The organism is Rhodopila sp., from assembly GCF_965277825.1.
GTDB lineage: Bacteria > Pseudomonadota > Alphaproteobacteria > Acetobacterales > Acetobacteraceae > Rhodopila.
The window spans coordinates 1605251-1631125 of the sequence record NZ_OZ255846.1 but is presented as its reverse complement, the minus strand read 5'-3'; the positions used below and the strand labels follow the sequence as shown (position 1 = coordinate 1631125).

Here is a 25875-nt window from a genome sequence, read left to right as displayed (position 1 = left end):
GCCGGGCGGTTCGGTTAAAGACCCGCCTGGGTGACGAACTTGGTGTTCAGGTAGGCCTCGATCGCCTCCGATCCGCCCTCGGACCCGTAACCTGAGTCCTTGACGCCGCCGAACGGCACCTCGGGCAGCGCCAGGCCGTGGTGGTTGATCGCCATCATGCCGGATTCGACCGCCGCGGCGATGGCGTTGGCGGTCTTGGCCGAGCGGGTGTAGGCGTAGGCGGCGAGGCCGTACGGCAGCCGGTTGGCCTCGGTCACCACGTCGTCGAAGCCGCGGAACGGCGAGATCATCGCCAGCGGGCCGAACGGCTCCTCGCTCATCACGCGGGCCTCCATCGGCACGTCGGTCAGCACGGTGGGCTCGAAGAAGTTGCCTTTGTTGCCGATGCGGCTGCCGCCGGTGCGGACGGTGGCGCCTTTCTGCCTGGCATCGCCGATGAAGGCATCCATCGCCGCAATGCGCCGGGCGTTGGCCAGCGGCCCCATCGTGGTGCCCGATTCCAGGCCGTCGCCGACCTTCAGCCGCTTGGTGTGGGCGAGGAAGCCGTCGACGAACTGGTCGTAGACCTTTTCCTGCACCAGCATCCGGGTCGGCGACACGCAGACCTGCCCGGCGTTGCGGTATTTGGCGCCGGCCAGCAGCTTGCTGGCGGTGTCGATGTCGGCGTCGTCGAACACGATGGCCGGGGCGTGGCCGCCGAGTTCCATGGTGACGCGCTTCATGTGCGCCCCCGCGATCGCCGCCAACTGCTTGCCGACCGCGGTCGACCCGGTGAACGACATCTTGCGGATCACCGGATGCGGAATGAGATATTCGGAAATCTCCGACGGAACGCCGTAGACCAGGTTGATCACGCCGGGCGGGACGCCGGCATCGGCAAACGCGCGGATCAGTTCGGCGGGTGAGGCGGGAGTCTCCTCCGGCGCCTTGACGATGATCGAGCAGCCGGCGGCCAGCGCGCAGGACAGTTTGCGCACCACCTGGTTGATCGGGAAGTTCCACGGCGTGAACGCGGCGACCGGGCCGACCGGTTCCTTGATCACCAGTTGGTAGACGCCCTCGGCGCGGGCCGGAATGACGCGGCCGTAGGCGCGGCGGGCTTCCTCGGCGAACCAGTCGATGACGTCGGCGGCTGCAAGGATTTCGCCCTTCGCCTCGGCCAGCGGCTTGCCCTGTTCCATGGTCATCAACTGGGCGATGGCGTCGACTCGCTGGCGCAGGATGTCGGCCGCCTTGCGCATCACCTTGGAGCGGTCGAAGGCGGACACCTTGCGCCAGGTCCGGAAGCCCTTGTCGGCCGCCTCCAGCGCGCGATCGAGGTCGGAGGTGGCGGCATGCGGGACGCTGCCGATCCGATCACCGGTGGCGGGGCTGACCACGTCGATGGTGCGGCCATTGGCCGCCGGACCCCATTGGCCGTCGATGAAGAGCGAGACGTCAGAATACATGTTTGTTGTCCTTCCATTCGTGGCTGCCGACACGGCTGAGATGTGGCGCCAGCACGGGTCGCCACTGCGCACATGGCAACAGCGCCCGGGGCGTTCAACCAAGCAGGTTGGCGCTGTATCCGTCCCGGTATGGCGGATCGACTTATTCCTGGCACTCTCCCGCGCCGTTGCCAAGGCTTCGACGGTCCGACAGAGCGGCCGGGGCGGTGGTCAAGCGGTGGTTCGCCAGATTGCTTCGATGCCGGCTGGCGGCGATTTGGGCGGCCGTCGCACGGGCGGGACATGGGGCGGAAGACTCCAACGGTAGCAATGTTCCGGCTGCCGCGATCATCCGTGCCATCGCCCGGGCTGCCCAACTCTGTCCGGGACTGACAGCGCGGCATTTTCAGTGCACCGAGGTTTATCCAAGGGCCTTGAAGATGGTTAGTAAAACTAACATATGGGAGACGGCAATCTGCCCACCAAACTTCCATTTCGTCGCCAACAGGATGCTCACCAGCAATGCCGATCTATCGTCCCACACCCCTCCCGGCCAACCGGGTCACCGCCACCATGCTGCCCGCCGGACGCTCGGGCCCGTCGATGCCGCAGCCGCAGCCGACCCCGAGCGCCCAACTGCCGAACCCGCCGGGCGCCGCTGTGCTGGCGCGAGGTACGTCGGGCGGCCTGATCGCGACCTGGACAAGCCCAGCCACCGACAGCACGCACGGCGCGGCCACCGGGTTCAATCTTCAATTCTCCCCATCGGGCGCCGCAACCTGGACGATCGTGTCGGGTGTCGCCAGCCCATACGCGCTGACCAGCGTCGCCCCTGGGGAGACCTTCGACGTGCAGATCCAGGGCTCGAACGCCGCCGGGGTCAGCGCGTGGTCGGCAACCAGCACGCTGACCACGGCAACGGCTGTGCCGAACGCGACCAGTGCCCCGTCATTGACGCAAGGCGCCGGGGGCGCCGTGACGGTGATCTGGGCATCGCCGGCAAGCGACAGCACACATAACGGCGCCACCGGGTTCAACCTGCGGTATTCCCCATCCGGAGCCGCCAACTGGACGACCGTAACGGGTGTCACCAGCCCGTACACGCTGAATGGCCTTGCCGCCGGCTCGGCGTTCGACATTCAGATTCAGGGCCTGAACGCCGCCGGCGTCGGCGCCTGGTCGGCCAGCAGCACGCTGACCATGACGGCAGCCGGCCCATACGCTCCGAACGCTCCGGCGATCGCCAGCGTCACGCCAGCGCCGGACGGCACCACCTCGAATCTCAGCGTCGCCTGGACGGCGCCAGCAACCGACGCCACGCACGGTGCCGCCACCGGATTCAACCTGCGCTACAGCCCCAGCGGGGCCGGCACCTGGACCACGGTGTCGAACGTCACCAGCCCCTATACACTGACCGGACTGACTGGAGGCAGCGCGATCGACGTCGAGGTGCAGGCCACCAACGCGGCGGTGAGCCCCGGTGCCTGGTCGGCCGCCGTCACCGCCACCACCTGGGGCGCCATCGTCGTGCCGGGCAACTGGACCGCCGCGGCCTCGCAGGTTCACGGCACCAGCGTGGCGCCGAATGGCGGGCTGCAACTGGTCGCAACCGCCTCGCCGACCGCGGTGACCGGGGCTGCCTTCGCGTTCTCGACGAGTTCGTCCACGGTGCCAACCTCGGGCCTGACCGCGGCTTCGGTCGACAATGTAACCAACGGCTGGGGGCAGTATCTCAATGCGCCGGCCACCGCCGGCACGTATTATGTATGGATGCTGGCGCAGGGCGCCGGCGGCGCCACGATCGGCGCACTCGTCACGTCCGCGATCACCGTGACCTGACAGTCGAGGACGAACGCGCTCCTGGCGAACTGTCTCGTCGCATGGTTTTCGCGCCCTGAGCAGTCTGCCGAGCGCAATCATGCTGTGGCCGCCCCGTTCGCCGCATCGCGCGGCCAAACGGGGCGGCTGGCATGTCCGGCGCGCATGGCGGCGACGCGGCGGTGTTCACCATTATTTAACCCGCTGTCCGTAAGGTTTTCCTCCGTTCCCCCGGGAGAAAATCATGGGATGGCTTCACCTGCCGCTGCGCCTGATTCGCGACTTGCCGATCGGCGTCAAACTCGCGGCAACCGTGGTCGGTGCGCTCTCGCTGTTGACCGGCGTGTCGCTGTTCGCCTTCGACCGGCTGGGTTTCGTGACCAGCATGCAGGAAAATGTCGCGGCACAGTCCGCGGTGGATCACCAGGTGCAGCGCAGCCTGCTGGCTGCGCAGGAGCTTCGCGTGGTCAGCCGCGAACTGCAGATCCGGCAGACCGTCGGCGGCATCCGCAACGCGCTACAGCGTGCCACCAAGCAGACCGAGCTGGCGGCTGGGCTGATGCATGACGTCAAGGTGGGACCGGATCAACCGCTACTGAATGAGGCACTGGTTCGGCTGAATGGACTGATGGGCGCGGTCAAGAAGACTGCCGATCTGCGCACCGAACTGCTGACCGTGCGCCAGAAGCGGCTGTTCCAGGCGCGGCCGATGTTCGACACCTCGTTGACCACGCTGGTCAACGAGTTGGCGCGCGGCGCCGCGCTGGATAGCGGTGTCGGATCGGTGCGTGACTCCGGCGAACAAACCAAGGCGGATCAGCGCGATCCGACGATCGAGGCGGTCAACCGTTACCGCCTCGCCATGAACCGGGTGCAGACCGCGGCGATGATGTTCATGGCCACGGGATCCGGATCGGCGGCCAACGATATCCGTGAGGCAACAGCGGATGCGACCGCCGCGATGGCCGCGATCCTGGCCGGTCCGGCGCCAGACGCGATCAAGGCCGACGCCCGCATGGTCGATAGCATCGGCAAGGGCATCGGCGCCGCTTCGGTCGAACTGATCGAGATTTCGCGCCAGTTGGACCAGCTCGCTGGTGTCGAGGTCGAGCAGGCCAGTCAGGCAATGGGTTCGGCGTTCGACAAGCTTGCCGTAACCGCCGCCGATCGGCAGCACGCCGCCTCCAATCAGGCGCTGGCGGCCGGTCGTCAGGCGTCGAGCAACCTGCTGATGATGGTCGGGGTCATTGCGTTGCTAATGGCTACCCTGGGAGTGGTCGTCACCCGCTCGCTGGCCGGCCCGATCCGCCACCTGACCCGCATCGTACAGGCGATCGCCGGCGGCCGCACCGATCAGGTCGTGCCCTATACCGCCTGGCGTGACGAAATCGGCCGCATGGCCGGATCGGTGGAGACCTTGCGGACAGTGATGCGGCAATCGTTCATCCAGAACCAGATGATCGAGCAGTTGCCGGTCGGCGTGATGACCGCCGAACCGGCGGGCGATTTCCGTGTCACCTATCTGAACGCCGAAGCGCGGACCATCCTGGAGACCGTGCCGGACACGATCAGCGTCGCGGTGGGCGAACTGCTCGGTCAGCCGATCGACGTGTTCCATGCGGACTCGCGGCTGCGCGCCGGCTTGATCGGCGATCCAGCCAATCTGCCGTTTGCGACGCGGATCACACTGGGGGCGGAAACGCTCGATTTGCGGGTCAGCGCGATTGCTGATCGCGACGGTGCGTATGCCGGGCCGTTGATGACCTGGCGCCGGGCGACCGCCCAGGCCCGTCTAGTGGCGCAGTTCGAGCAAAGCGTCGGCGGCATCGCTCGGTCGGTGGGAGAGTCCGCCGATGGCATGCGCCAGGCCGCTTCGATAATGCGGGAAAGCGCAGTGGCCGCCGGCGAGCGCACCCTGGCGGTCTCCGCTGCCTCGGATCAGGCATCGCGCAGCGTCAGCACCGCCGCGGCGGGCGCCGAGGAAGTCGCAGCCTCGGTCGCCGAGATCGGGCGCCAGGTCGCCGAATCAGCCCAGATCGCCAGCCAGGCGGTCGCCGACACCCAGGCGACCGATGCCAGCGTGGGCAGTCTGAGCGAAGCGGCCGACCGGATCAGCACCGTGGTCCGGCTGATCGGCGATATTGCCTCGCGCACCAATCTGCTGGCGTTGAACGCGACCATCGAGGCGGCGCGTGCCGGCGAGGCCGGCAAGGGTTTCGCGGTGGTGGCGGGCGAGGTGAAGAACCTGGCGATGCAGACCGCGAAGGCAACGCAGGAGATCGGCGGCCAGATCGCCGCCATGCAACAGGCCACCGGACAGGCGGTGACGGCACTGCGATCGATCAGCGGCACGATCCAGCGGATGAACGAGATCGCCACGGTGATCGCGGGTTCGGTGGAGATGCAGGGCGAGGCGACGCAATCGATCGCCCAGGCGGTGCAACATGCCGCCGCCGGCACCGCCGAGGTCAACAGCAACATCACCGCCGTGTCCGATGTGGTGACGGAAACCGGCGGCCGGGCCGGCGGCGTGCTGGAGGCGGCGACCGCGATGACCGAGCAGGCGTCGGTGTTGAAGCAGGAGGTCGCGCGGTTCCTGGTGGCGGTGCAGCAGGCAGCTTAAGACGGCCGTTATGTCGTGTAACGCCGCAGGCGTGGTAGCCTGCGTCGGTGCACCGCTGAGCTGAGCCGATGCTACCTGACCCGCTGCTCGATCACCTGGAGAAGACCTTCGCCGACTCTTACCGCAAGGAGATCGATCAGGAGGAAAATGTCTGGCGGAGTTTGACCATTTTCTTTTGCCGCGACCCTCGGGCACGGCACCCCCAAGCGAGCGGCCCGAGGGATCGCAAGTGGTTCGCCGCGAACGCCAGCCCGGCCGGGTCGATTACTCGGCGGCGGCGGTATCGGCCGGCGCGGTCGAGCGGGCGCGCTCGGCGATCCGCGCCGACTTGCCGCGGCGGCCGCGCAGGTAATACAGCTTGGCGCGACGTACATCGCCCCGGCGCACCACCATGATCTCGGCGATGGTCGGGGCGTAGAGCGGGAACACGCGCTCCACGCCCTCGCCATAGCTGATCTTGCGCACGGTGAAGTTGCTGTTCAGGCCCTTGTTGGAGCGGGCGATGCACACGCCCTCGAATGCCTGGGTGCGAGTGCGTTCGCCTTCGACCACTTTAACCGACACCCTCAGCGTGTCGCCCGGGATGAAAGCGGGCACGGCGCGGGCAGTGCTCAGGCGCTTGATTTGCTCCGCCTCAAACTGCTGGATGATGTTCATGACCTTGTCCTCTTGTCTTGCTATGGAGCCGCGGCCGGAGCCGAAAGATCGGGGGCCGAAAGATCGGGCCGGCGGTCTCGGGTGATGCGTTCCGCCTCCGCCTGCCGCCAGGCGGCGACCGCGGCATGATGGCCGGACAGCAGCACGTCGGGCACGCGGCGCCCCTGCCAGTCGGCCGGTCGGGTATATTGGGGGTATTCCAGCAAGCCCGCCGAAAAGCTTTCATCCAGCGCGCTTTCGGCAGCGCCGATCACGCCTGGCAGCAGCCGCACAACGCTGTCTAACAGCACCAGTGCCGCGAGTTCACCGCCGGACAGCACGTAGTCGCCGATACTGATTTCATCCATCGCGCGGGCCTCGATGACCCGCTGGTCAACGCCTTCGTAGCGGCCGCACAGCAGGATCACGCCGGGCGCGGCGGCGAACCGTCGGGCATCGGACTGGGTCAGGCGCCGGCCGCGCGGGGTCAGACACACCACGGGTCGCCCATCGGCCACTGCGTGGACCGCCGCATCGACGATGTCGGGACGCAGCACCATACCGGGTCCGCCGCCGAACGGGGTGTCGTCCACCGAGCGATGACGATCGGCGGCGAAATCGCGGATATTGGTCACGTCGAGCGACCAGACCCCGGTTTGCAGCGCTCGACCCGCCAGCGACTGGCCGAGCGGGCCTGGGAACATGGCCGGAAACAGGGTCAGGACAGAGGCGCGCCAGGTCATGACGCTGATTCCGTTGCCCGGGGCGCGGGTCGCCAGTCCGAGTCCGCGCATACGACCCCTTTCGCATCCTCCGGAACGCCCACGTTCGCAACCTCCGGAACGACTAGTTCCGCGTCCTGCGGAACAACACGCTCATCAGGCGCTACCACCACGACCCAGCCGCCGGCGGTGTCCACACTCGGAACGCATGCGGCGGTGAACGGGATCAGCAGAGGGCCCCCGGCGTCCCGCTCGATTTCCAGGCTGGCGCCCGCGCCATAGTCATGCACGACGGATATCGTGCCGATGGGGGCGCCCGCCGGATCCACCGCGGCCAGCCCGATCAGATCGGCCAGATACCATTCCTCGGAACCCGCCGGCGGCAAGGCGGAGCGGTCTATGAACAGCTTTGTGTTGGTCAGCTTCAGAGCCGCGTCGCGGTCTGTCAGCGTGATCGCGACAGCGTCGACAATGCGGCAAACCTCGGCGACGCCGGCGCTCTTCCAGCGCAGCGTGTAGCAGCGGCCCTCGGCATCATATAACGGTCCATAGGCCGTCAGATCGGCCGCGTCGGCGGTGTGGCTGGTCACCTTCACCAGCCCGCGCACGCCGTGCGGCCGTCCGATCACACCCACTTGGACGCGCCGCGTCCGGATCTGGCTGTCAGGCACACCGTCCACCTTTATGCGGCGGCAGCCGCCGCGGCGGCCTTGGCACGCTCCTGCGCCTTTTTCTTCGGCGCCGATTGCCGCGGCTGGTCATTCCATTGCGGCATCGGCACCAGCCCGGCCTTGCCGAGGAATTTTGCCACCCGTTCGGTCGCCACCGCGCCGCTCTCCAGCCAGTGCGTCACCCGCTCGGACTGGATGCGCACGCGATCCTCGTGCTCTGCCGGCAGCATCGGGTTGTAGCTGCCAACCCGCTCAATGAAGCGGCCGTCGCGTGGGCTGCGGCTGTCGGCGATGACGATGTGGTAATACGGGCGCTTCTTGGCGCCGGCGCGGGCGAGGCGAATCTTCAGACCCATGGTGCGGTGTCTCCTTCTGGATTAAAACGGTCGGCCTGGATTAAAACGGTCGGCGATGCTGCGGCGCCACGCCCTTCGGCATCAGCGCGCCGAGGCCGTGGCGCATCAGCCCCTTCTGCCCCAGCTTGCCCATCTTCTTCATCATCGCCGACATCTCGTCGAACTGCTTCAGCAGCCGATTGACCTCCTGAACCGAGGTGCCGGACCCGGCGGCGATGCGCTTCTTGCGGTTGGCCTTGATGATGTCGGGGGCGCGGCGTTCCTTCACCGTCATCGACGAAATGATCGCCGCCTGGCGCTTGAACACCTTGGTATCGAGGTCGGCGCCCTCGATCTGCTGCTTGATCTTGCCGACGCCGGGCAGCATCCCAAGGATGCCGGAAAGACTGCCCATCTTGCCGATCTGCTTGAGCTGGCTGGCGTAGTCCTCGAGATCGAATTTTCCCCGCATCATCTTGGATGCGAGTTTTTCCGCCTCCGCCTGGTCGATGGTTTCCGTGGCGCGTTCGACCAGCCCGACGATGTCGCCCATGCCCAGGATGCGGCCGGCGACGCGTTCGGGATGGAAGTCCTCCAGCGCATCCTGCTTTTCACCGACGCCGATCAGCTTGATCGGGGCCCCGGTGATGGCGCGCATCGACAGCGCCGCGCCGCCGCGGGCGTCGCCGTCCATCCGGGTCAGCACGATGCCGGTGATCGACAGCGCGTCGTTGAATGCCTTGGCGGTGTTGACCGCGTCCTGGCCGGTCATCGCATCGACCACCAGCAGCGTCTCGGCCGGGTTGGCGGCGGCGCGCACGGTGCGCACCTCGTCCATCAGTTCCTGATCGATCGACAGCCGGCCGGCGGTGTCGAGGATGACCACGTCAAAACCCTCCCGCCGACCCACATCCATCGCGCGATTGGCAATCTGAACCGGGGTCTGGCCGGCCACGATCGGCAGGCTGGGGACGCCGGCCTGATCGGCCAACTGGGCAAGCTGCAACTGCGCCGCCGGGCGCTGGGTGTCGAGACTGGCCAGCAGCACCCGGCGGCGCAGCCGGTCCTTGATCCGCAGCGCGATCTTGCCCGAGGTCGTGGTCTTGCCCGACCCTTGCAGCCCGACCATCAGGATCGGCACCGGCGCGGCGGCATTGAGGTTGATCGGCACCGCGCCCTCGCCGCCCAGCGCCTCGATCATCACGTCGTTGACGATCTTGACCACTTGCTGGCCGGGCGTGACCGAGGACAGCACCTCGGCGCCCACCGCGCGCTCGCGCACCTTGGCGATGAAGTCGCGCACCACCGGAAGGGCGACGTCGGCATCCAGCAGCGCCAGGCGAACCTCACGCAAGGCTTCGGTTACATCGGCCTCGTTCAGCGATCCGCGCGAGCGGAGCCGGTCGAAAACCCCTGACAGCTTCTCCGAAAGTGCCTCGAACACGAGTGTAGACTCCCAGTGCGCTGCTAAGCGAAGGTCCAACCAGTTACGCGCCGCTGCGCGAACCCTCGCGGAGCGGCGTAGCCCCCGCGTCGGGCGGGGACCGGGAGCGATGGCGGCCCGGATGCGCGGCTTATGACGGTGGTTCTCGTGGAAGTCAACGTTGACGACCGAATGATGGGATATATATAACGGATATCCCATCACCATATGGAAACACGATGACCAGAACCCGCCTGTTTAAGAGCAATCGGTCGCAGGCCATGCGTCTGCCCAAGGACGTTGCCTTTCCGCAGAGTGTTCAGGAGGTCAGCATCGTTCGCGACGGCGTGCGTCGTGTAGTGACACCGGCGAATGCCGTCTGGGATGATTTCTTTGACCGGCCCGGCATCGATATCGGAGATAGAACGCAGCTGCCACACCAGCAACGCGAAGCGCTCTGATGCTGCTGCTGCGCAACATGCTCGACACCAATCTGTGCATCCGCGTGCTGCGGGATCGGCCTTCCAGCCTGCGTCCCCGCTTCAATTCCGAGGCGGAAACCCTGTGCATCTCGACCATCACGCTGACCGAGTTGTTGCATGGCGCCGCACGCTCGGCGAGACCATCGGAAAACCGTCGTGAGGTTGAACGCATGGCAGCGCGGTTGGCGGTGCTGGATTTCGACACCGCCGCCGCGGGGCACGCCGCCGAGATCTACGCGGAGCTCGGGCTGAAAGGGGAACTGATCGGCCCGTACGACATCCTCATCGCGGGCCACGCTCGCAGTCAGGGGCTGGTGGTGATCACGGGCAACCTGAGGGAGTTCCGCCGCGTGGCCGGCCTGCGAGCGGAAGATTGGCTCGCATAGGCCGAATCGTGGGAAATTGTGGCTGCGGCTCTTACACAAAACGATATTTTCGAGGGAGGTAAAGTGTCGATACCAGCGTATGACGCTCTCATGCTGCCGGTGTTGCGCCACAGCGCCGAGAAGACATGGACGATGCGCGACCTAATTAATAGGATCGCCGATGACCTCAAGCTTGACAAGGATGAGCGCGTTCGCCCGATACCAAGTGGTGGAACAACGATTATTGCGAGCCGGGTTCATTGGGCAAAGACTTACTTGAAGCAGGCGGGCCTGATCGAGCAGCCAAGGCGTGGGGCCGTTCAAATCACCGAAGTTGGGCGAGACGTCTTAAACACCAATCCGGCCAAGCTGGATAACTCGGTCTTGTTGCGCTACGACAGTTTTCGCTCGTTCCTAGGCAAGACCAAGGCCGACGATGGGGTAATCGTTATCCCTGATGGGGCTTCTGCTCCGGTTTCACAATTTTCAGCGACGCCCGAAGAGCAGCTCGAGACGGCATCGGGAACACTAGATGCATCTTTGCGGGACGCATTACTCACCCGGATTGTCGAGGCGTCGCCCAGTTTTTTTGAGAGAACAATCGTCGATTTGCTTCTCGCGATGGGATATGGAGGATCTCGCGCGGATGCTGGTGAACAACTGGGCGGCACTGGCGACGGCGGGATCGATGGCGTCATCCGCGAAGATCAATTGGGCCTCGACCAAGTGTACCTCCAAGCGAAGCGCTATAAGCCCGGCAATACCGTCGGCGCTGAAACTGTGCAGGCGTTTATTGGGGCACTCGTCGGTAGGGGCGCCAGCAAAGGGGTTCTGATCACAACATCGTCCTTCTCAAAGGCCGCGCTCACCGCCGCGAGGCAATTGGGATCGCTCCGCCTGGTTCTCATCGACGGGGACCTACTGACGAACCTAATGATCCGCTTCAAAGTGGGTGTCCGCGTCGCTCGGACGATAGAGATCAAACGGGTTGATTTGGCTTACTTCCAGGAGGATGAAGCCGAGTGAGCTCCGTGAGCGCCGAGGAGCCTCAAGAGGCATTCGGCGGTCACACGGTTCTAGCTTGACGGACCAAGGCACGGGATCGATCAAGCCGCCTCGGCCAACTGCCCGTTGATCACCAGACCATCCGCTGCCGCCGAAACCCGCACGGTCTCTCCTTCCTTGATCGCACCCTCCAGGATCAGCCCCGCCAGCGGGTTCTGCAGCGACCGCTGGATCACCCGCCGCAACGGCCGCGCGCCGTACGTGCTGTCGTACCCCTCGGCGGCCAGCCAATCCAGCGCGCCGCGGTCGAGGTCGATGCCGATCTTGCGGTCACCCAGCAGCTTGCGCAGACCCGCCAGCTGGATCTCGACGATCGAAGCCATATCGGCGCGCTGCAGCCGCCGGAACAGCACGATCTCGTCCAGCCGGTTGAGGAACTCCGGCCGGAAGTGCTGGCGGACAATGCTCATCACCTCGCCCTGCACCATCTCGGTCGGTTCACCCTCCTTCTGATGCGCCAGGATGTCACTGCCGAGGTTCGAGGTCAGCACGATGATAGTGTTCTTGAAGTCCACCGTCCGGCCCTGGCCATCGGTCAGCCGGCCATCATCCAGCACCTGCAGCAGGATGTTGAAGACATCCTCGTGCGCCTTCTCGACCTCGTCGAACAAAATCACCTGGTATGGCCGCCGCCGCACCGCCTCGGTCAATACACCGCCCTCGTCGTAGCCGACATAGCCCGGCGGCGCGCCAACCAGCCGCGACACTGCATGCTTCTCCATGAACTCGCTCATGTCGATCCGCACCATTGCTTTGTCGTCGTCGAACAGAAACGACGCCAACGCCTTGGTCAGCTCGGTCTTGCCGACGCCGGTCGGGCCCAGGAACAGGAAGCTGCCGATCGGGCGGTTCGGGTCCTGCAGGCCGGCACGCGCGCGGCGCACCGCGTTGGCGACCGCCTTCAGCGCCTCTTCCTGGCCGATCACCCGCTTGCGCAGATCATCCTCCATGCGCAGCAGCTTGGCGCGCTCGCCTTCCAGCATCTTGTCCACCGGCACCCCGGTCCAGCGCGACACCACGTGGGCGATGCTTTCCTCGGTCACCGCCTCGTTCACCAACTTGCCGTCGGAGGATTTCTCCAATTGCCGCTCGATGTCCGGGATCACGCCGTATTTCAGTTCCGACGCCCGGCCCAGGTCGCCGCGGCGCTGTGCCACCTCGACCTCGGACCGCGCCTGGTCCAGACGCTCTTTCAGTTTCTGCGTCTCCTGCACCTGGTCCTTCTCGTTCTTCCACGCCGCAGTCATCGCGTTGGAGCGGTCCTCCAGGTCGGCCAGTTCCTTCTCCAGCCGGCTCAGCCGGTCCTTCGACGCGGCATCGCTTTCCTTCTTCAGCGCCTCGCGCTCGATCTTCAGTTGGATCACCCTGCGATCGAGTTCGTCCAGCGCCTCGGGCTTGCTGTCCACCTGCATGCGCAGCCGGCTGGAAGCCTCGTCGATCAGGTCGATCGCCTTGTCCGGCAAAAACCGGTCGGTGATATACCGCTTCGACAGAGTCGCCGCCGCCACCAGCGCCGCATCGGCGATGCGCACGCCGTGATGCAGTTCGTACTTCTCCTTGATCCCGCGCAGGATGCTGATGGTGTCCTCGACGCTGGGCTCGCCGACAAACACCGGCTGGAACCGTCGCGCCAGCGCGGCGTCCTTCTCCACGTGCTTGCGGTATTCCGACAGCGTGGTGGCGCCGATGCAGTGCAGCGTGCCGCGCGCCAGTTCCGGCTTGATCAGGTTGGACGCATCCATCGCGCCATCCGCCCGACCGGCGCCGATCAGGGTGTGCATCTCGTCGATGAACAGAATCACCTGGCCCTGGGCGTCCTCGATCTCTTTCAGCACCGCCTTCAAGCGCTCTTCGAACTCGCCGCGATACTTCGATCCGGCGACCATCGCGCCCAGATCGAGTGACAGCAGTTGCTTGCCCTTCAGCGCCTCCGGCACGTCGCCGTTGACGATTCGCAGCGCCAGCCCCTCGACGATGGCGGTCTTGCCGACGCCGGGTTCGCCGATCAGCACCGGGTTGTTCTTGGTGCGGCGGGCCAGCACCTGGATGGTGCGCCGGATCTCTTCGTCGCGCCCGATTACCGGGTCGAGCTTGCCCTCGCGGGCCACGGCGGTGACGTCGCGGGCGTATTTCTTCAGCGCGTCGAAGTTGGACTCAGCGTTCGGGCTGGTGACCTTGCGCCCCTTGCGGACGTCATTGACCGCCTTCTCCAGCGCCTGCGGGGTGATCCCCCCCGCCTTCAGCGCGCGTCCGGCGGCGGTGTGCGACTCGGCCAATGCCACCAACAGACGATCCTGGGCGGCATATTCGTCTCCGGCGCGGGTCGAGGCCTGTTGCGCGGCATCCAGCACGCGCACCAGTTCCGGAGTCAATTGCGGCTGGCCGGCGCCACCGCCGCTGACCTTGGGCTGACGCGCGACCTCGGCGTCGTTGGCCGTGGCGGCGGCTTTCGGGTCGCCACCCGCGGCTCGGATCAAGCCGGAAGCGGCCCCTTCCTCATCATCGAGCATTGCCTTCAGCAGATGTTCGGCGGTGATCCGCTGGTGGAACTCGCGGATCGCGATCGTGCTGGCTGCCTGCAGAAAGCCTTGGCAGCGTTCGGTGAATTTCTGAATATCCATGACATGTCCCTATCATCAGGCGACAGCCCGTCCATGCCCCTTCATAGCAGGCAACATGGTTAGGCATTGTCTAGAAAATGGGGCGGCGCAAACTGGCGCTCAAGGGGGAGTGATCCATGCGAATCGAATATCTGTACCGCTATCCGGTCAAGGGACTCACCGCCGAGGCGATGGATCAGGCCGAGGTCGAGGCCGGCGAGGCGATCCCATGGGATCGGGCGTTCGCCCTGGCGCAGGGCGATTCGGGCTTCGATCCGACCAACCCGACGTGGCTGCCAAAGTGGCACTTCCTCTGCCAGATGAAGCACGCCAAGGCGGCGCTGTTGTTCAGCGTGTTCGACCCCGGATCGAAGACCCTGCGCATTCGCGCCCCCGACGGCAGCGGCATCGAGAGCAACGCGATGACCGCGGCGGGGCGCGACCGGATCGCCGCGTTCCTGGGCGACTATATGGCCGAGGAAGCCCGCGGCCAGCCCAGCTTCCACTACGTACCTGGCCACGTGTTCGGCGACCAGAAAACCAAGGTCGTCAGCCTCAACAACCTGGCCAGTCTACGCGACTACGAAACGAAAGTCGGCGCCCACCGCCACCGCCGCCGGTTCCGCGCCAATCTGTGGTTTACCGGCGCCCCGGCCTGGGCCGAACGCGACTGGATCGGAAGGGAACTGCAGGTGGGCGGCGCTGTACTGCGGGTGGTCAAGGGCACCACGCGTTGCCCGGCGACCGAGGTGAACCCGGTGACCGGAGAACGTGACGCCGACCCGGTCGCTGAGCTGCGGTCACTCTACGGCCATGTTGAGCTGGGCGTTCACGCCGAGGTCGTGGAGGGCGGCCGGTTCGCGGTAGGGGACGCGATCGAACTGTTGGCGCCATGAGAGCGCCGGTGGTCTGGACAGACACCGAAATCGCGATTTCGTGAAAATACAGTTGCATTCTGACGAAAACGTGAGCTAGGAAAGCGGTGTTTCCTCCCCTGAACTTTGCCGCGGGGGTTCGGCCCCCGCGGCACTCTTTCTCCAAGCGATCAGGCCGAGGATCAACTCCAGGGGATGGTGTTGCGATGTCGGATCTGGGATTTCATGCCGGCGAAGAAACGTCAGGCCGGATGGTTGCCGCCGATGCCACGTTGCTCGGAGCCGCAAGGCCTTATCTTGAAACACTGCTGATCGTGATGATTTTGATGACCGTCTGGATCGGTCTTCGCGCTGCTTGATCCGCCGTACCCAAACTGAAGCCGGCTAATGGTCGGCCGCCCCGCGTGACCGTTGCCAGGTTATCCCGGCGCCGAACCAACCGGCATCGTAGACCGGCCCCGCATGGGGGGAGATACGCGGAGCCGGCCGGCGAAGCAACAGAGTTTGGGGGGTAAACCCTGTGCGAGCTTATTTACGATCCAGCATCGGCTGGATCAAGTATTTTTTCCGTAATATTGATCCATAAAGTTTTCCGATCGGCACATTGTCACCGGTTCGTGGGATTGTTCCCGACGCTGTCCAGCGTCCGGTTTCGGACCTCAGCCGTTTCCGCCGGAAAGTGCGGATAAACCTGGCCTAAAAACTATGTTCCGCCGCCTAATTCCGCCAGCCTTACGGTCGGTCCGATGGCACGGTTCGCGCACCGGACAGGTTCTGCGCCTGAGGATCGCGCCGCAGCACCGCGGCGACAGAGCGGGAAAACTGCTCCTCACTGTATTCCCGCCGCAGCCGCTGCAGGGCGCCGTCGCGGATTGTCCGCCACAGGCCCGGATCGCGGTGCAGGGTGACAATACAGGCCGCGAACGATCGGGCATCGTCGGCATCGGCTGCCAGAATCTCCTGTCCGGAGCGCCAGTCGAGTTGCCCGCGCAGCAGCTCGGTGGCGACGACGGGCAGTCCGCGCGACGCCGCCTCCAGCACCTTGAACGGCGCGCCGGCGGCGTATCGAGTGGGCGCGACGAAGATCCGATGAGAGTCGTAAAGCGACGACAGATCAGCGAGTGGTCCGCGCAAGCTAATTCGTCGATGCTGTCCGAAGTGGGTCAGGTCGATGCCGGGCGCGGTGTAGCCGGCGATGGTCAGGCGGGTTTCCCATTTCAGCTCCGCCTCGACCAAGGGCAGCACGGCTTCGACTAGCCAGACCAGGCTGTCGAAATTGGGACTGTCCTGGTTGTGGATCGCGCCCACGAACAGCATGCCCGATCGCTGCTCGAACGGAAGCGGGGTCGGATTGGGTTCCACCGTGTGGCCGACCACGTGAACCGACGGAAAGCCGAACCCCCGCAGGGTGTCGGCCTCGGCGGCGGTCACCGCCACGGTCTGGCGGCAGATCTCGGCGTCGGTCAGGATCGACCGCATCGCCGCCGGCAGATCGTATGGCAAACCGGCACGGTCGGCCGCCATCGCCTCGCGCTGTGGCGTGATCGCCTCGGTATCCAGCACGATCCGGGCGGTCAGCGTTCCCTGCGCCTGCAACCGTGCCAGGATCGGTCGCGTGCACGCCAGGTTATGCGTCCGCGCCAGCCAGATCGTGTCGTGATACCCCGCTCGGGCCCGCAGCAACCCGGCCAGGCGGTCCAGCCCGCTGTTGTGCAGCACCTCGACGCTATCCGGCATGTCGCCGAACACGTGGGCGAGGTCGTGGCCGCAGCCGTTGACCGGGAATACCGTGACGGCGCAACCCAGCGAGGCCAGGACCCGCACCAGATCGTTGGCGCGCACGAAGCCGGACCCGATGCGGCGCAGCGGCACGGTGTCCTCGATGAACAGCACGCGGTGCGGCTTTGCGCCGGCGTGGCGCGCGAACACCTGCACCGGGCCGCCTGGCGGATGGCGTTCGGCCAGCAGTGTCGCGTGTTTGCGCTGGAAATGATCGTTCGGAGCCCCGCTATTGGCGGCATCGCCTAGCATCACCATCACCGAAGGGTCATAGACCACGCGTGATCCGGCCTGGGCGATGCGCAGGCAAAGGTCCGCCGCCGCGTGCGAGGTGGGGCAGAGGTGATCGAAGCCGTCGAGCTGCGCCAGCAGTGCGGTTCGCGCCAGCAGAAAGTCCGCGCCGCAGAAATCCACCTCTCGGACGAAGTTCACCTCGGGATCGCGGGGTGAGGCGCCGCGCTGGTAACCGTGCGTGGCGCCATTGTTCCACACGATACCACCGGCTTCGGCGATGACCCCGTGCGGTTGCAGGATCATGCCGCCGACCACTCCGATCGACCCATCCGCCGCCAGCCGGGAAAGTGCGCGCTGGATCGATCCTGGCGCTACCGTTGCGGCCGCGGATAGGAACAATACCGCCGATGCGCGGGCAACTTGCCATCCGGCATCGGCCGCGCCTGACCAGCTTAAATCGTCGTCGAAGCGAATTACTTGCGCACCGGAAACATACTGCTCGATCGAGCGCGTTTCGTCGGCGGAACCATGATCGACGATGATCAATTCGGTGTCGGACGGGGCGTTGCAGTGCAGCGAGGCAATGGTGGCCAGCGTGGTCGCGAAGCCGTCGCGCACCACCATCACCACGCTGATAGCCGGGCTTTGCGAGCACGCGAAGCCATAGCCGAAGCGTCCGGCAATCGGCAGCATGGCGGCGGCGGTTTGGCGGAACAGATGGCTTGCCTGGGTCTCGGTCAGCCTCTCGCTCTCGGGCTTGGATGACGCCAGCCCGCCGTTCGCGCCGATGGTCAGCCAATGGGCGAACGCATCGGTCGCGCGACCCTGTTCCAGATCGGCGCGGACGCTGGGCTGGGCGGCATACCAGGCAAGGTCGATGGTGGCCGATGGCGGCCGCAGTTCGCCCACGCCGAAGCGCAGGAAATGGGCATAGCCGTTGCGAAAGTTGCCCGCCGCGACGACTCCCAGCAGTCCAGGGTCGCGCTGCAGGTACCAGGACTCGGAAAATCCCGCCAGCGGATCGAACGCGCTTGGTGTGTCGTTGCATAGGTAATGATGCAGCGCGCATTTCCAGCGCTTCGCCTGGATTTCGCGGGCCACTTCAGGGTAGCGCCGCAAATACCATGCCGGATCGAAATAGATCGACGTGCGCAGCTCCGGTTCCGGCGATTCGATACGGTTCAAGTAATGCTGAAACACCCCGTCGGCGCGGATCGCCGCGACGTCGGCCGGATCGAAGTGCGCCAGGTAGATGGCCGGATCAAACAGTACATGGCCGATACGATCCTCCTGCGCGCCATGGCGCAGATAGTGATCGTAGCCGTTGCAGATTCCGAGGCTGGTCAGAATGTCGTCGGTCAGATCGGGATAGCGCTCGCGGTAGCCGGGTTCGTCGAACAGCCAATGCGGCGAACGGTCCAGCGCGCCACGCCGGCAGTAGGCGTCGAACGCCGACCTCCATTCGCCGGCCACGATCCTGGCGCCGATCGGCGGATAGCGCAGCCGGTGCCAAGCCTCGTCGAACATCGCGCTGGGCGAGTGCCCCAGCACCTGTCCTTGCTCGAGGTAGTATCCCAGCACCGTCGCCGGATCGGCACCGCCGGCGTCGGCGGCGGCCCGCGGATTGGACCGCAGATACCACTGCCAGTCGAACATCGCCCAAGCGATGTCGGTTTCGCCAGGCAACTTCAGTACCGCGCTTGCCGGCAGGTCGAGCGGCCACATCGCGGCTCTCCGTTACATCACGTGCGTCGCTGGTCGGGCAGCACGCCGGCCTGGCGCAGCGCATCGACCTCGCTGTCGCTATAGCCGTGCTGCGCCAGGACTTCGCCGCCGTGCTGGTTGAACCGAGGCGGCGGACGGCGCGTGCCGCCCGTGGTGCGGCTGAACTTGATCGGCGTCGCGATGCCTTTGTACCAGTCCAGCTCGGTGACCATTTCGCGGTGCGCGGTGTGCGGCGCGGCGGTGGCCTCGTCCACCGGCAGCACCGGGCCGGCCGGGACCCCGGCGCGGATTAGCCGCAGCGCCAATTCGTAGCCGTCCTGTTCGGCGAACGCCGCCGCCAGCGCCAGGGTCAAGGCGACACGGTTGATATTGCGTTCGCCGTTGTTGGCGAAGCGCGGATCGTCGGCCATGTCGGCGCGCCCGATCAGTTCGCACAGTTTGCGGAACTGGCCGTTGTTGCCGCTGGCGATGAAGATCTCGCAGCTCCGGGTCGGATACTTGTCGTACGGCACCAGGTTGGGATGCGGATTGCCGGTGCCGGTCGGGCGCTTGCCATTCAGGAAGTAGTTCGCCGCCTGGGGGTGCAGCAGCGCCATGCCGCAATCGTAAAGCGCCATGTCCAGATACTGGCCCTGGCCGGATCGGCCGCGTTCATGCAGCGCCATCAGGATGCCGATCGCCGCATAGAGCCCGGTGCCCATATCGACCATCGCGGTGCCCAGCCGCATCGGGCCGGTATGGGCGTCGCCGTTGACGCTCATCAGCCCGGTCATCGCCTGCAGGATGGCGTCGTAGCCGGGCAACCCGCCCAGCGGACCCTCGCCGCCGAAGCCGGAGACCCGGCAATGGATCAGGCCGGGGAATTGCTCGGACAACACCTCCTCGTAGCCCAGACCCCATTTTTCCATCGAGCCGGGCTTGAAATTCTCGATCAGCACGTCGGCGTCCCGCAGCAGGCGCAACAGCACCGCCTTGCCCTGCGGCTGGCCAAGGTCGAGCGCGATCGAGCGCTTGTTGCGGTTGACGCCGATGAAGTAGCTGGCGTCGTTGTCGTGGAACGGCGGGCCCCAGTCGCGCACCTCGTCGCCTTGCGGCGGCTCGACCTTGATCACATCGGCGCCGTGGTCGGACAGGATCATCGTGCAGTATGGGCCACCCAGCACGCGAGTCAGATCGAGCACCTTGATCCCGGCCAGGGCGCCGGCGGTCTTTGCCAGTCCGCGGCCGGCCTGGTTGGGGGTGGTGGAATCGTCCATCGGATCTTGGTCTCCGTAAGAGGCGCCTTGGCAACCACGGATGCGCGCCCAGGCACCCGGATTTCATAATCGAGCGCAGGCGCGGCGCAACAGGGCAGGGCGCCGGGCTGTTCGATCGGCACTCGTTGCCGGTGTCTGCCGTGCGGATCGCTGCTTGCTCTCTACCCGAGTGCCGCCACCAGGGCCTCCGCGCTGCGGCCATTGGCGATCGTCGCCGACCGCCCGTCCCAGTGCACGCCGTTGACCCGCGCGAAGGCGTGATTGGCACCGGGGTAGACATGGCCGACCGCGTGTTTGTGCCCCTCGATGGCCTTGATTACCGCTGCGCGCCCCTCGGCAGGGAAGAACTCGTCCTTGTCGGCGACGTGCACCAGCAACGGTTTGGTCACCTTGGGCAGATCGGGTACCAGTTCGTCCAGGCCGACGCCGTAGTACGAAATATTCGCATCGGCATCGGACTGTTGCGCCATCATGAAAGCCAGTCGGCCGCCCAGGCAATAGCCGATCGTCGCTACCTTGCCGTTCGCCCCCGGCAAGCCGCGGCTGGCGGCGACGCTGGCCTTGAGGTCGTCGATCCCCTTGGCCTGGTCGAATTTCTGGAACAGCTCGAAGGCCTGATTCCATTCCGCATCCGATTTGTCGGTGATGTCGATGGCGGGCTGGATGCGCCAGAACAGGTCGGGGCAGACCGCGATGAAGCCGAGGTCGGCGACCCAGGCGCAAGTATCGCGCATCGCCTGGTTGACGCCGAAAATCTCCTGGATCACGACGACCGCGCCGGCGGGTTTCGCCTTCGGTTCCACCACATAGGCGGTGAAGCCGCCGCTGCCATCGGTTGCCTGGATGGTAATGCTGGCCACGATCTTTGCTCCCTGCGATGCGAGAGGCGGAGCATACAAGGGGAACCTCGGCAGCGGGAGTGGGCGGTCGGCGGCCGGCGCTTTATGGCAGATCGCGCGCCGGCAGCGGAGGCGCGGGATAGCGGCCCACCCTGGAGTTCCAGTAGGCCCAGGACCGTGGATCGATGATGCCGGGGGGCGCGTTGTCGAGCGCTTCGAGAAAGTCCTCATCCGACACATGGCGGCGCAGCACGTTCATGTCCTGATGCGTGGCGGAAGCCATCGCGTACGCCATGAAGCGGATCGGATCGGAAAGCGCCTCCGCGGGATCCTCGAACCAGACCAGCCGGCGGGCCACGGCCGCGGTTTCGGGGGTGAGCGGGATCGGCTTCATATCGACCCGAGGTTGCCAGGCCCGACGACGGTCATCGGCGGCAAACTGTCAAGGTCGACGTCGCGGGCAGCCTTGGCGAGGTGATCCTTGACCGCTCTCGGCAGGCGACCGAGGTTGCCATCTTCAAAGAACGACAAGGCCTTCAGGGTGATCTGCGGATTGAATTGCGTCCCGTAAATCGCCTGCGCTGCGGCCAACGCGTTGGGCAGGGCGATGTGCCCTTCACGCAAGATCGCATCGAGATCGATGTAATCCTTCGCCTCCGCGCGCTGTTGCACGACCGATGCTTTGGTTCCGGCCAGATCGAGTAAGGCCGCCACCTGCAAACCGTTGTCGGGCGCGACGCGCGGTGCCGATACGCGCGAGAGCCTAGGCAGCCCGAAGAACGAAAGCCTGACCGGACCGTCGCGCTCAACGATGGCGGTCAGCGTGTTTGGGCCACGCTGCGTGATCGCCGCGCCCGCGATGAAGGGGATCGACGTCTCGAGCCGAGCCGGATCGAATGACTGACTCCCGAAGAAATCGAAGTCCACGGATTGTCGATGACCAAGCTGCAAAGCGATTGCCGTGCCGCCGTACAGCACGAATTCAATCGGCACGGCGGCCAGTTCGGGCCAAAAGCGCCGCTGCGCCGGCGGTAAGACTTCGAGCCGAGGGCTGAAGGAACCATTCATGTGATCCCAAGCATAGCACAATCGGGGTGCCCTGGCTTGAGCAGGCATCCGCCGGCCACGACCGGCGCTTCCCTGACGGCAGGCGCTATTTCCGCACCACAATCGTGGTCCACGGACCCTGTGGCAGCATGCGCTCCAGTCGCAGACCCTGGGCGCGGTGCGCCGCCAGCACCCAGCGCGCCTGGTTCCCCAGCAATCCGGCCAGGATCGCCGTCCCCCCCGGCGCCAGATACCGCGCCAGATCGCGCGCCATCAAGCACAATGGGCGGGCCAGGATATTGGCGAACACCAAGTCGTACGGGCCGAGGCGGCGCACCATCGGATCGCGCCACCCGTCGGCCAGCCGAGCGGTCACCAGATGAGCGACGCGGTTCAGCGCGGCGTTCTGTCCGGCGACCCGCACTGCCCAGGGCTCGATATCGGTTGCCAGCACCGCGCGATGCAGCAACCGGGCGGCCGCCATGGCCAGGATTCCAGACCCGGTGCCGAGGTCCAGTATCCGCCTAGGCCGGCGACGCACCACGGTCTCCAGCGCCACCAGGCAGCCACGCGTGGACCCGTGCTCGCCGGTGCCGAACGCCAGGCCAGCGTCCAGCGTCAGGCTGATCCGGTGCGGCGTCCGCGGCCCGGTCAGATGGGTTCCGCGCACCGCGAAGCGGCGGCCGATCAACTGCTCGGGGAACGCGGCATAGGTGCGCGCCAGCCAGCCGTCCGCCGCGGTGGCGGAGCGCTGCAGCACCGGCGACACCCCTGTCAGCATGGCAGCGACCGCCAGTGACGACGCCAGCTCCGCCTCGTTGACGCCAACCCGCTTCACCCCTTCGACCCGCCAGATGCCGCTATCGTGGTCGCGGAAGAACCCAACCGTTTCGCAGGCATTGGCCAGCGCGGCTTCGTACGCGTCCAACGCATCCTCGGCGACGGAGACCGCCACGGTTTCCAACGCCATCGGATGGTTCGCCATCAGGCGCGTTCGACGAAGCGATCGAGCACCCGCTTATCGCCCGAGGTCTCGAACTGCACGTCGAGCTTGTCCTCGTCGGCCGCCTTGACGGTGCCGTAGCCGAACTTCTGATGGAACACCCGGGCGCCGACCGGGATCTTCTCGGTCCGCGCCGGGCGCGCCGGCTGCTCCCACGCGTCGATCACCCGTGGCGCGCGCGCCATCAGCGGGAACTGGCCGGAGAACGACGTCGCCGCGGCGATCCGATCCGCCCGCGTCGCCCCGGTCTGCTCGACATCGGCCTCGGGCAGTTCATCGAGGAACCGACTGGGGATACTGGTCTGCCAGTTGGCATAGATCCGCCGGTTTGCGGCGTGGCTGACGATGGCGCGCCGACGGGCTCGGGTCAGGCCGACATAGGCCAGGCGGCGCTCCTCCTCCAGCCCCTTGTTGCCGCTCTCGTCCATCGCACGCTGATTGGGGAACACGCCTTCTTCCCAGCCCGGCAGGAACACGGTGTCGAATTCCAGTCCCTTGGCGCCGTGCAAGGTCATCAGGCTGACCTTGTCGGGGTCGGAGCGGTCCTCGTTCTCCATCACCAGCGCGACGTGGTCGAGGAAGCCGGCCAGGGTTTCGAAATCCGCCAGGGCGCGGACCAGTTCCTTCAGGTTCTCCAGCCGCCCCGGAGCTTCGGCTGATTTGTCCTGCTGCCACATCTCGGTATAGCCGCTTTCGTCCAGCATGGTGGCGACGGTGACGACATGGCCATCGACCGCCAGCATGTCGCGCCAGTGGCCGAAGTGGCGCAGCAGGCCGCCAACGGCGTCTTTCACCCGGCCCTTAAGGCCGCCGGTTTCGACCAGCCGAGCGGCCGCGGCAGCCAGCGGAACGCCCCAGGTGCGGGCGGCTTCGTGCATGGTGCGCAGCGCCGAATCACCGACCCCGCGGCGCGGGACGTTGACAATGCGCTCGAACGCCAAATCGTCGGCCGGCTGCACGGTGGCGCGCATATAGGCGATGGCGTCGCGGATCTCGGCCCGTTCGTAGAACCGCAGGCCGCCGATCACGCGATACGGCACGCCGACGGTGATCAGGCGTTCCTCGAACGCCCGGGTCTGGAACCCGGCGCGGACCAGCACCGCCATCTCGGCGAGCGGATCGCCCTCGCGGCGCAATTCCTCGATCCGGCCGGCCACCATGCGCGCTTCCTGATCGGAGTCCCACAGCTCGATGACGCTGACCTTGTCGCCGGCCTCGCCATCCGGCCGGCCGGGGCGCAGCGTCTTGCCCAGGCGGCCTTCATTGTGCGCGATCAGCCCCGACGCGGCGGCGAGGATGCGCGCGGTGGAGCGATAGTTCGCTTCCAGCCGGACGATACGGGCAGCCTCGAAATCCTTCTCGAAGCGCAGGATGTTTTCCACTTCGGCGCCGCGCCAGGAGTAGATCGACTGGTCGTCGTCGCCGACGCAGCAGATGTTGCGGTGGCCCTGCGCGAGCAGGCGGAGCCACAGGTACTGCACCAGGTTGGTATCCTGATATTCGTCCACCAGGATGTAGCGGAAGCGGCGATGGTAATCCGCCAGCACGTCGGGCTGGGTGCGCAGGATTTCCGTCATGTGCAGGATCAGGTCGCCGAAATCGGCCGCGTTCAGGGTCTTCAGCCGTTCCTGGTAGGCGGCATACACCGCCTGGGCGCGGCCGTTGGCGTAGTCGGAGTCCTCGTTCGGCGTAATCCGCGCCGGGGTCAGGCCGCGATCCTTCCAGCGCTGGATCACCCCCATCAACCCCGCCGGCACCCAGCGCTTGGTGTCGATGCGATCGGCCTCCATCAGTTGCTTCAACAGCCGCATCTGGTCGTCGGTGTCGAGGATGGTGAAGTTCGACTCCAGCCCGACATGGCCGGCGTGGCGGCGCAGCATGCGGGCGCACAGCGCATGAAAGGTGCCGAGCCAGAGGCCTTCGGCCGGTTCGCCGAGGATGGCGGCGACCCGTTCGCGCATCTCGCGCGCCGCCTTGTTGGTGAAGGTGACGGCCAGGACCTGGTTGGGGAAGGCCCGCCGTGTAAGCAGGATGTGGGCGAACCGGGTGGTCAGCACCCGGGTCTTGCCGGTGCCGGCGCCGGCCAGCACCAGCAGCGGGCCGTCCACGGTTTCCACCGCGGCGCGCTGTTCAGGGTTCAGCCGGGTCAGGTAGTCGGGCAGGGTCGGGACTTGGGTGGACACGGAATTGGATATAGGACGTCCCGCCGAGCTTGGCCAAACGGCCGTGTTCATGAGGCCAGGACGGCGCTGCTCCAGACCATCCTCTAACTGCTAACCCGCTAACTTCGCCGCCTCGGCAGGCCGGTTTCAGAACGGTTCGCCGCCAGGAGGCTTATTGTCAAACAAAGATGAAATTGCCATTCGGCGCGGGGTGCTGAAGCAGGTCAAAATCAGCTTTGTTGTCGGTTAGCACCGGCAACCCGTTTCTCGTTGCGTAGAGGTAAAGCACCGCATCATTCAGGAGTTCCTTGGATCGTTGCTTCGCCAAGCCCTGAGTCCGAGCCAGGGTAACGGCTGCAACACCGGCGTCCGCCCCCGTTTCAGCGTCGGGGATAAGCAGCCGATTGGCGCCTACTTGCCGACGCTCACCTGAACTCGGCGAGGCAGACACAACAATGGAACATCTCCTTCAGAGACGATGGTCTCAGCCGCCCGTGGTAAAATACCGGCGGGTTCCATGATGTAAATGTTCGTGTCGGGCACGAACACCTGCCGACCTTTTTCCAGCGATATCGCTGGCGCGGATCAGATCGGTGTCAGGGCGGGGGCGTTTTCCGTCTGGCGCTTGTCGGGCTTTTGCGACCGAATGATATTCTTCAGATCAATAGTCAAGCTTGTGGTCTCGGCCGAGGCGCCCTCAGTTCCGACGCATGAAATCCGAGACCGGGTCGGATTGCGCCAGGGCGGCAAGTGCGAGAATCCCAAGCTCGGCATCTGACGTCGTGCCG

20 protein-coding genes and 1 pseudogene are annotated in these 25875 nt (G+C 65.9%); 7 read left to right on the top strand and 14 right to left on the bottom strand.

Annotation, left to right across the window (positions count from 1 at the left end):
* Nucleotides 1-14 precede the first annotated feature (14 nt).
* Nucleotides 15-1448, bottom strand: a complete 1434-nt coding sequence (locus ACQY4T_RS08235) for an NAD-dependent succinate-semialdehyde dehydrogenase (RefSeq protein ID WP_428539976.1) — start codon at nucleotides 1446-1448, stop codon at nucleotides 15-17.
* Between the two features lie 501 nt (nucleotides 1449-1949).
* On the opposite strand from ACQY4T_RS08235, the gene ACQY4T_RS08230 reads away from it, so the two are divergent.
* Together ACQY4T_RS08230 and ACQY4T_RS08225 are read left to right on the top strand one after the other, a co-directional pair.
* Nucleotides 1950-3266, top strand: a complete 1317-nt coding sequence (locus tag ACQY4T_RS08230) for a fibronectin type III domain-containing protein (RefSeq protein ID WP_428539973.1) — start codon at nucleotides 1950-1952, stop codon at nucleotides 3264-3266.
* A gap of 223 nt (nucleotides 3267-3489) precedes the next feature.
* Nucleotides 3490-5868 (top strand): methyl-accepting chemotaxis protein, encoded by a 2379-nt coding sequence (locus ACQY4T_RS08225; protein WP_428539970.1) that lies wholly within the window; start codon nucleotides 3490-3492, stop codon nucleotides 5866-5868.
* A gap of 264 nt (nucleotides 5869-6132) precedes the next feature.
* Here the strand turns inward: ACQY4T_RS08225 and rplS are convergent, their stop codons facing one another.
* The 5 genes and pseudogenes from rplS to ffh form a co-directional block, all read right to left on the bottom strand.
* Nucleotides 6133-6525, bottom strand: coding sequence for a 50S ribosomal protein L19 (gene rplS, locus ACQY4T_RS08220; RefSeq protein ID WP_428539968.1), 393 nt, complete (start codon nucleotides 6523-6525; stop codon nucleotides 6133-6135).
* A gap of 20 nt (nucleotides 6526-6545) precedes the next feature.
* Nucleotides 6546-7247: a tRNA (guanosine(37)-N1)-methyltransferase TrmD gene (trmD, locus tag ACQY4T_RS08215; RefSeq protein WP_428539965.1), complete on the bottom strand. Its 702-nt coding sequence runs from the start codon at nucleotides 7245-7247 to the stop codon at nucleotides 6546-6548.
* Between the two features lie 131 nt (nucleotides 7248-7378).
* Nucleotides 7379-7882 (bottom strand): annotated as a pseudogene (gene rimM, locus ACQY4T_RS08210) (ribosome maturation factor RimM); the annotation flags it as partial.
* Nucleotides 7883-7908: 26 nt separating this feature from the next.
* A complete protein-coding gene (gene rpsP, locus ACQY4T_RS08205; RefSeq protein ID WP_428539962.1) occupies nucleotides 7909-8253 on the bottom strand; it encodes a 30S ribosomal protein S16 in 345 nt (114 codons plus the stop codon).
* A 40-nt stretch (nucleotides 8254-8293) separates the two neighbouring features.
* On the bottom strand, nucleotides 8294-9676 hold the full coding sequence (gene ffh / locus ACQY4T_RS08200; RefSeq protein WP_428539959.1) for a signal recognition particle protein: 1383 nt from the start codon (nucleotides 9674-9676) through the stop codon (nucleotides 8294-8296).
* A 218-nt stretch (nucleotides 9677-9894) separates the two neighbouring features.
* Here ffh and vapB point away from each other — a divergent pair, with 218 nt between their 5' ends.
* From vapB to ACQY4T_RS08185, 3 genes are all read left to right on the top strand, one after another.
* Nucleotides 9895-10116, top strand: a complete 222-nt coding sequence (vapB, locus tag ACQY4T_RS08195; RefSeq protein ID WP_428539956.1) for a type II toxin-antitoxin system VapB family antitoxin — start codon at nucleotides 9895-9897, stop codon at nucleotides 10114-10116.
* Between the two features lie 5 nt (nucleotides 10117-10121).
* On the top strand, nucleotides 10122-10523 hold the full coding sequence (gene vapC / locus ACQY4T_RS08190) for a tRNA(fMet)-specific endonuclease VapC (RefSeq protein ID WP_428542765.1): 402 nt from the start codon (nucleotides 10122-10124) through the stop codon (nucleotides 10521-10523).
* A gap of 90 nt (nucleotides 10524-10613) precedes the next feature.
* The gene (locus ACQY4T_RS08185; protein ID WP_428539954.1) at nucleotides 10614-11528 is read left to right on the top strand and encodes a restriction endonuclease; all 915 of its coding nucleotides are present in this window, start codon (nucleotides 10614-10616) and stop codon (nucleotides 11526-11528) included.
* A gap of 80 nt (nucleotides 11529-11608) precedes the next feature.
* On the opposite strand, the gene clpB is transcribed toward ACQY4T_RS08185, so the two are convergent.
* Nucleotides 11609-14188 carry an ATP-dependent chaperone ClpB gene (clpB, locus tag ACQY4T_RS08180; RefSeq protein ID WP_428539951.1) on the bottom strand — a complete coding sequence of 860 codons (2580 nt, stop codon included), beginning with the start codon at nucleotides 14186-14188 and terminating at the stop codon, nucleotides 11609-11611.
* 116 nt (nucleotides 14189-14304) lie between these two features.
* Between clpB and ACQY4T_RS08175 the strand changes: the two genes are divergently transcribed.
* Nucleotides 14305-15063 (top strand): MOSC domain-containing protein, encoded by a 759-nt coding sequence (locus ACQY4T_RS08175; RefSeq protein WP_428539948.1) that lies wholly within the window; start codon nucleotides 14305-14307, stop codon nucleotides 15061-15063.
* 185 nt (nucleotides 15064-15248) lie between these two features.
* Nucleotides 15249-15401, top strand: coding sequence for a hypothetical protein (locus ACQY4T_RS08170; RefSeq protein WP_428539945.1), 153 nt, complete (start codon nucleotides 15249-15251; stop codon nucleotides 15399-15401).
* A 373-nt stretch (nucleotides 15402-15774) separates the two neighbouring features.
* Here ACQY4T_RS08170 and ACQY4T_RS08165 read toward each other — a convergent pair whose 3' ends face one another.
* The 7 genes from ACQY4T_RS08165 to ACQY4T_RS08135 all read right to left on the bottom strand — a co-directional run bounded on the left by ACQY4T_RS08165 (nucleotide 15775) and on the right by ACQY4T_RS08135 (nucleotide 25159).
* Nucleotides 15775-18780, bottom strand: a complete 3006-nt coding sequence (locus tag ACQY4T_RS08165) for a glycosyltransferase (protein WP_428539942.1) — start codon at nucleotides 18778-18780, stop codon at nucleotides 15775-15777.
* Between the two features lie 17 nt (nucleotides 18781-18797).
* Nucleotides 18798-20036 (bottom strand): CaiB/BaiF CoA transferase family protein, encoded by a 1239-nt coding sequence (locus tag ACQY4T_RS08160; protein WP_428539939.1) that lies wholly within the window; start codon nucleotides 20034-20036, stop codon nucleotides 18798-18800.
* 161 nt (nucleotides 20037-20197) lie between these two features.
* Entirely contained in the window at nucleotides 20198-20896 is a 699-nt protein-coding gene (locus ACQY4T_RS08155; RefSeq protein WP_428539936.1) for a dienelactone hydrolase family protein, read from the bottom strand.
* A gap of 82 nt (nucleotides 20897-20978) precedes the next feature.
* Nucleotides 20979-21269, bottom strand: coding sequence for a hypothetical protein (locus ACQY4T_RS08150; RefSeq protein ID WP_428539933.1), 291 nt, complete (start codon nucleotides 21267-21269; stop codon nucleotides 20979-20981).
* Complete coding sequence (locus ACQY4T_RS08145; protein ID WP_428539930.1) at nucleotides 21266-21943, bottom strand: nucleotidyl transferase AbiEii/AbiGii toxin family protein; 678 nt, start codon at nucleotides 21941-21943, stop codon at nucleotides 21266-21268. The genes ACQY4T_RS08150 and ACQY4T_RS08145 overlap by 4 nt, the downstream gene beginning before the upstream one ends.
* 85 nt (nucleotides 21944-22028) lie before the next feature.
* Nucleotides 22029-22907 carry a 50S ribosomal protein L11 methyltransferase gene (locus tag ACQY4T_RS08140; protein ID WP_428539927.1) on the bottom strand — a complete coding sequence of 293 codons (879 nt, stop codon included), beginning with the start codon at nucleotides 22905-22907 and terminating at the stop codon, nucleotides 22029-22031.
* On the bottom strand, nucleotides 22907-25159 hold the full coding sequence (locus tag ACQY4T_RS08135; protein ID WP_428539924.1) for an ATP-dependent helicase: 2253 nt from the start codon (nucleotides 25157-25159) through the stop codon (nucleotides 22907-22909). Before ACQY4T_RS08135 ends, ACQY4T_RS08140 begins: the two co-directional genes overlap by 1 nt.
* Nucleotides 25160-25875: the final 716 nt, after the last annotated feature.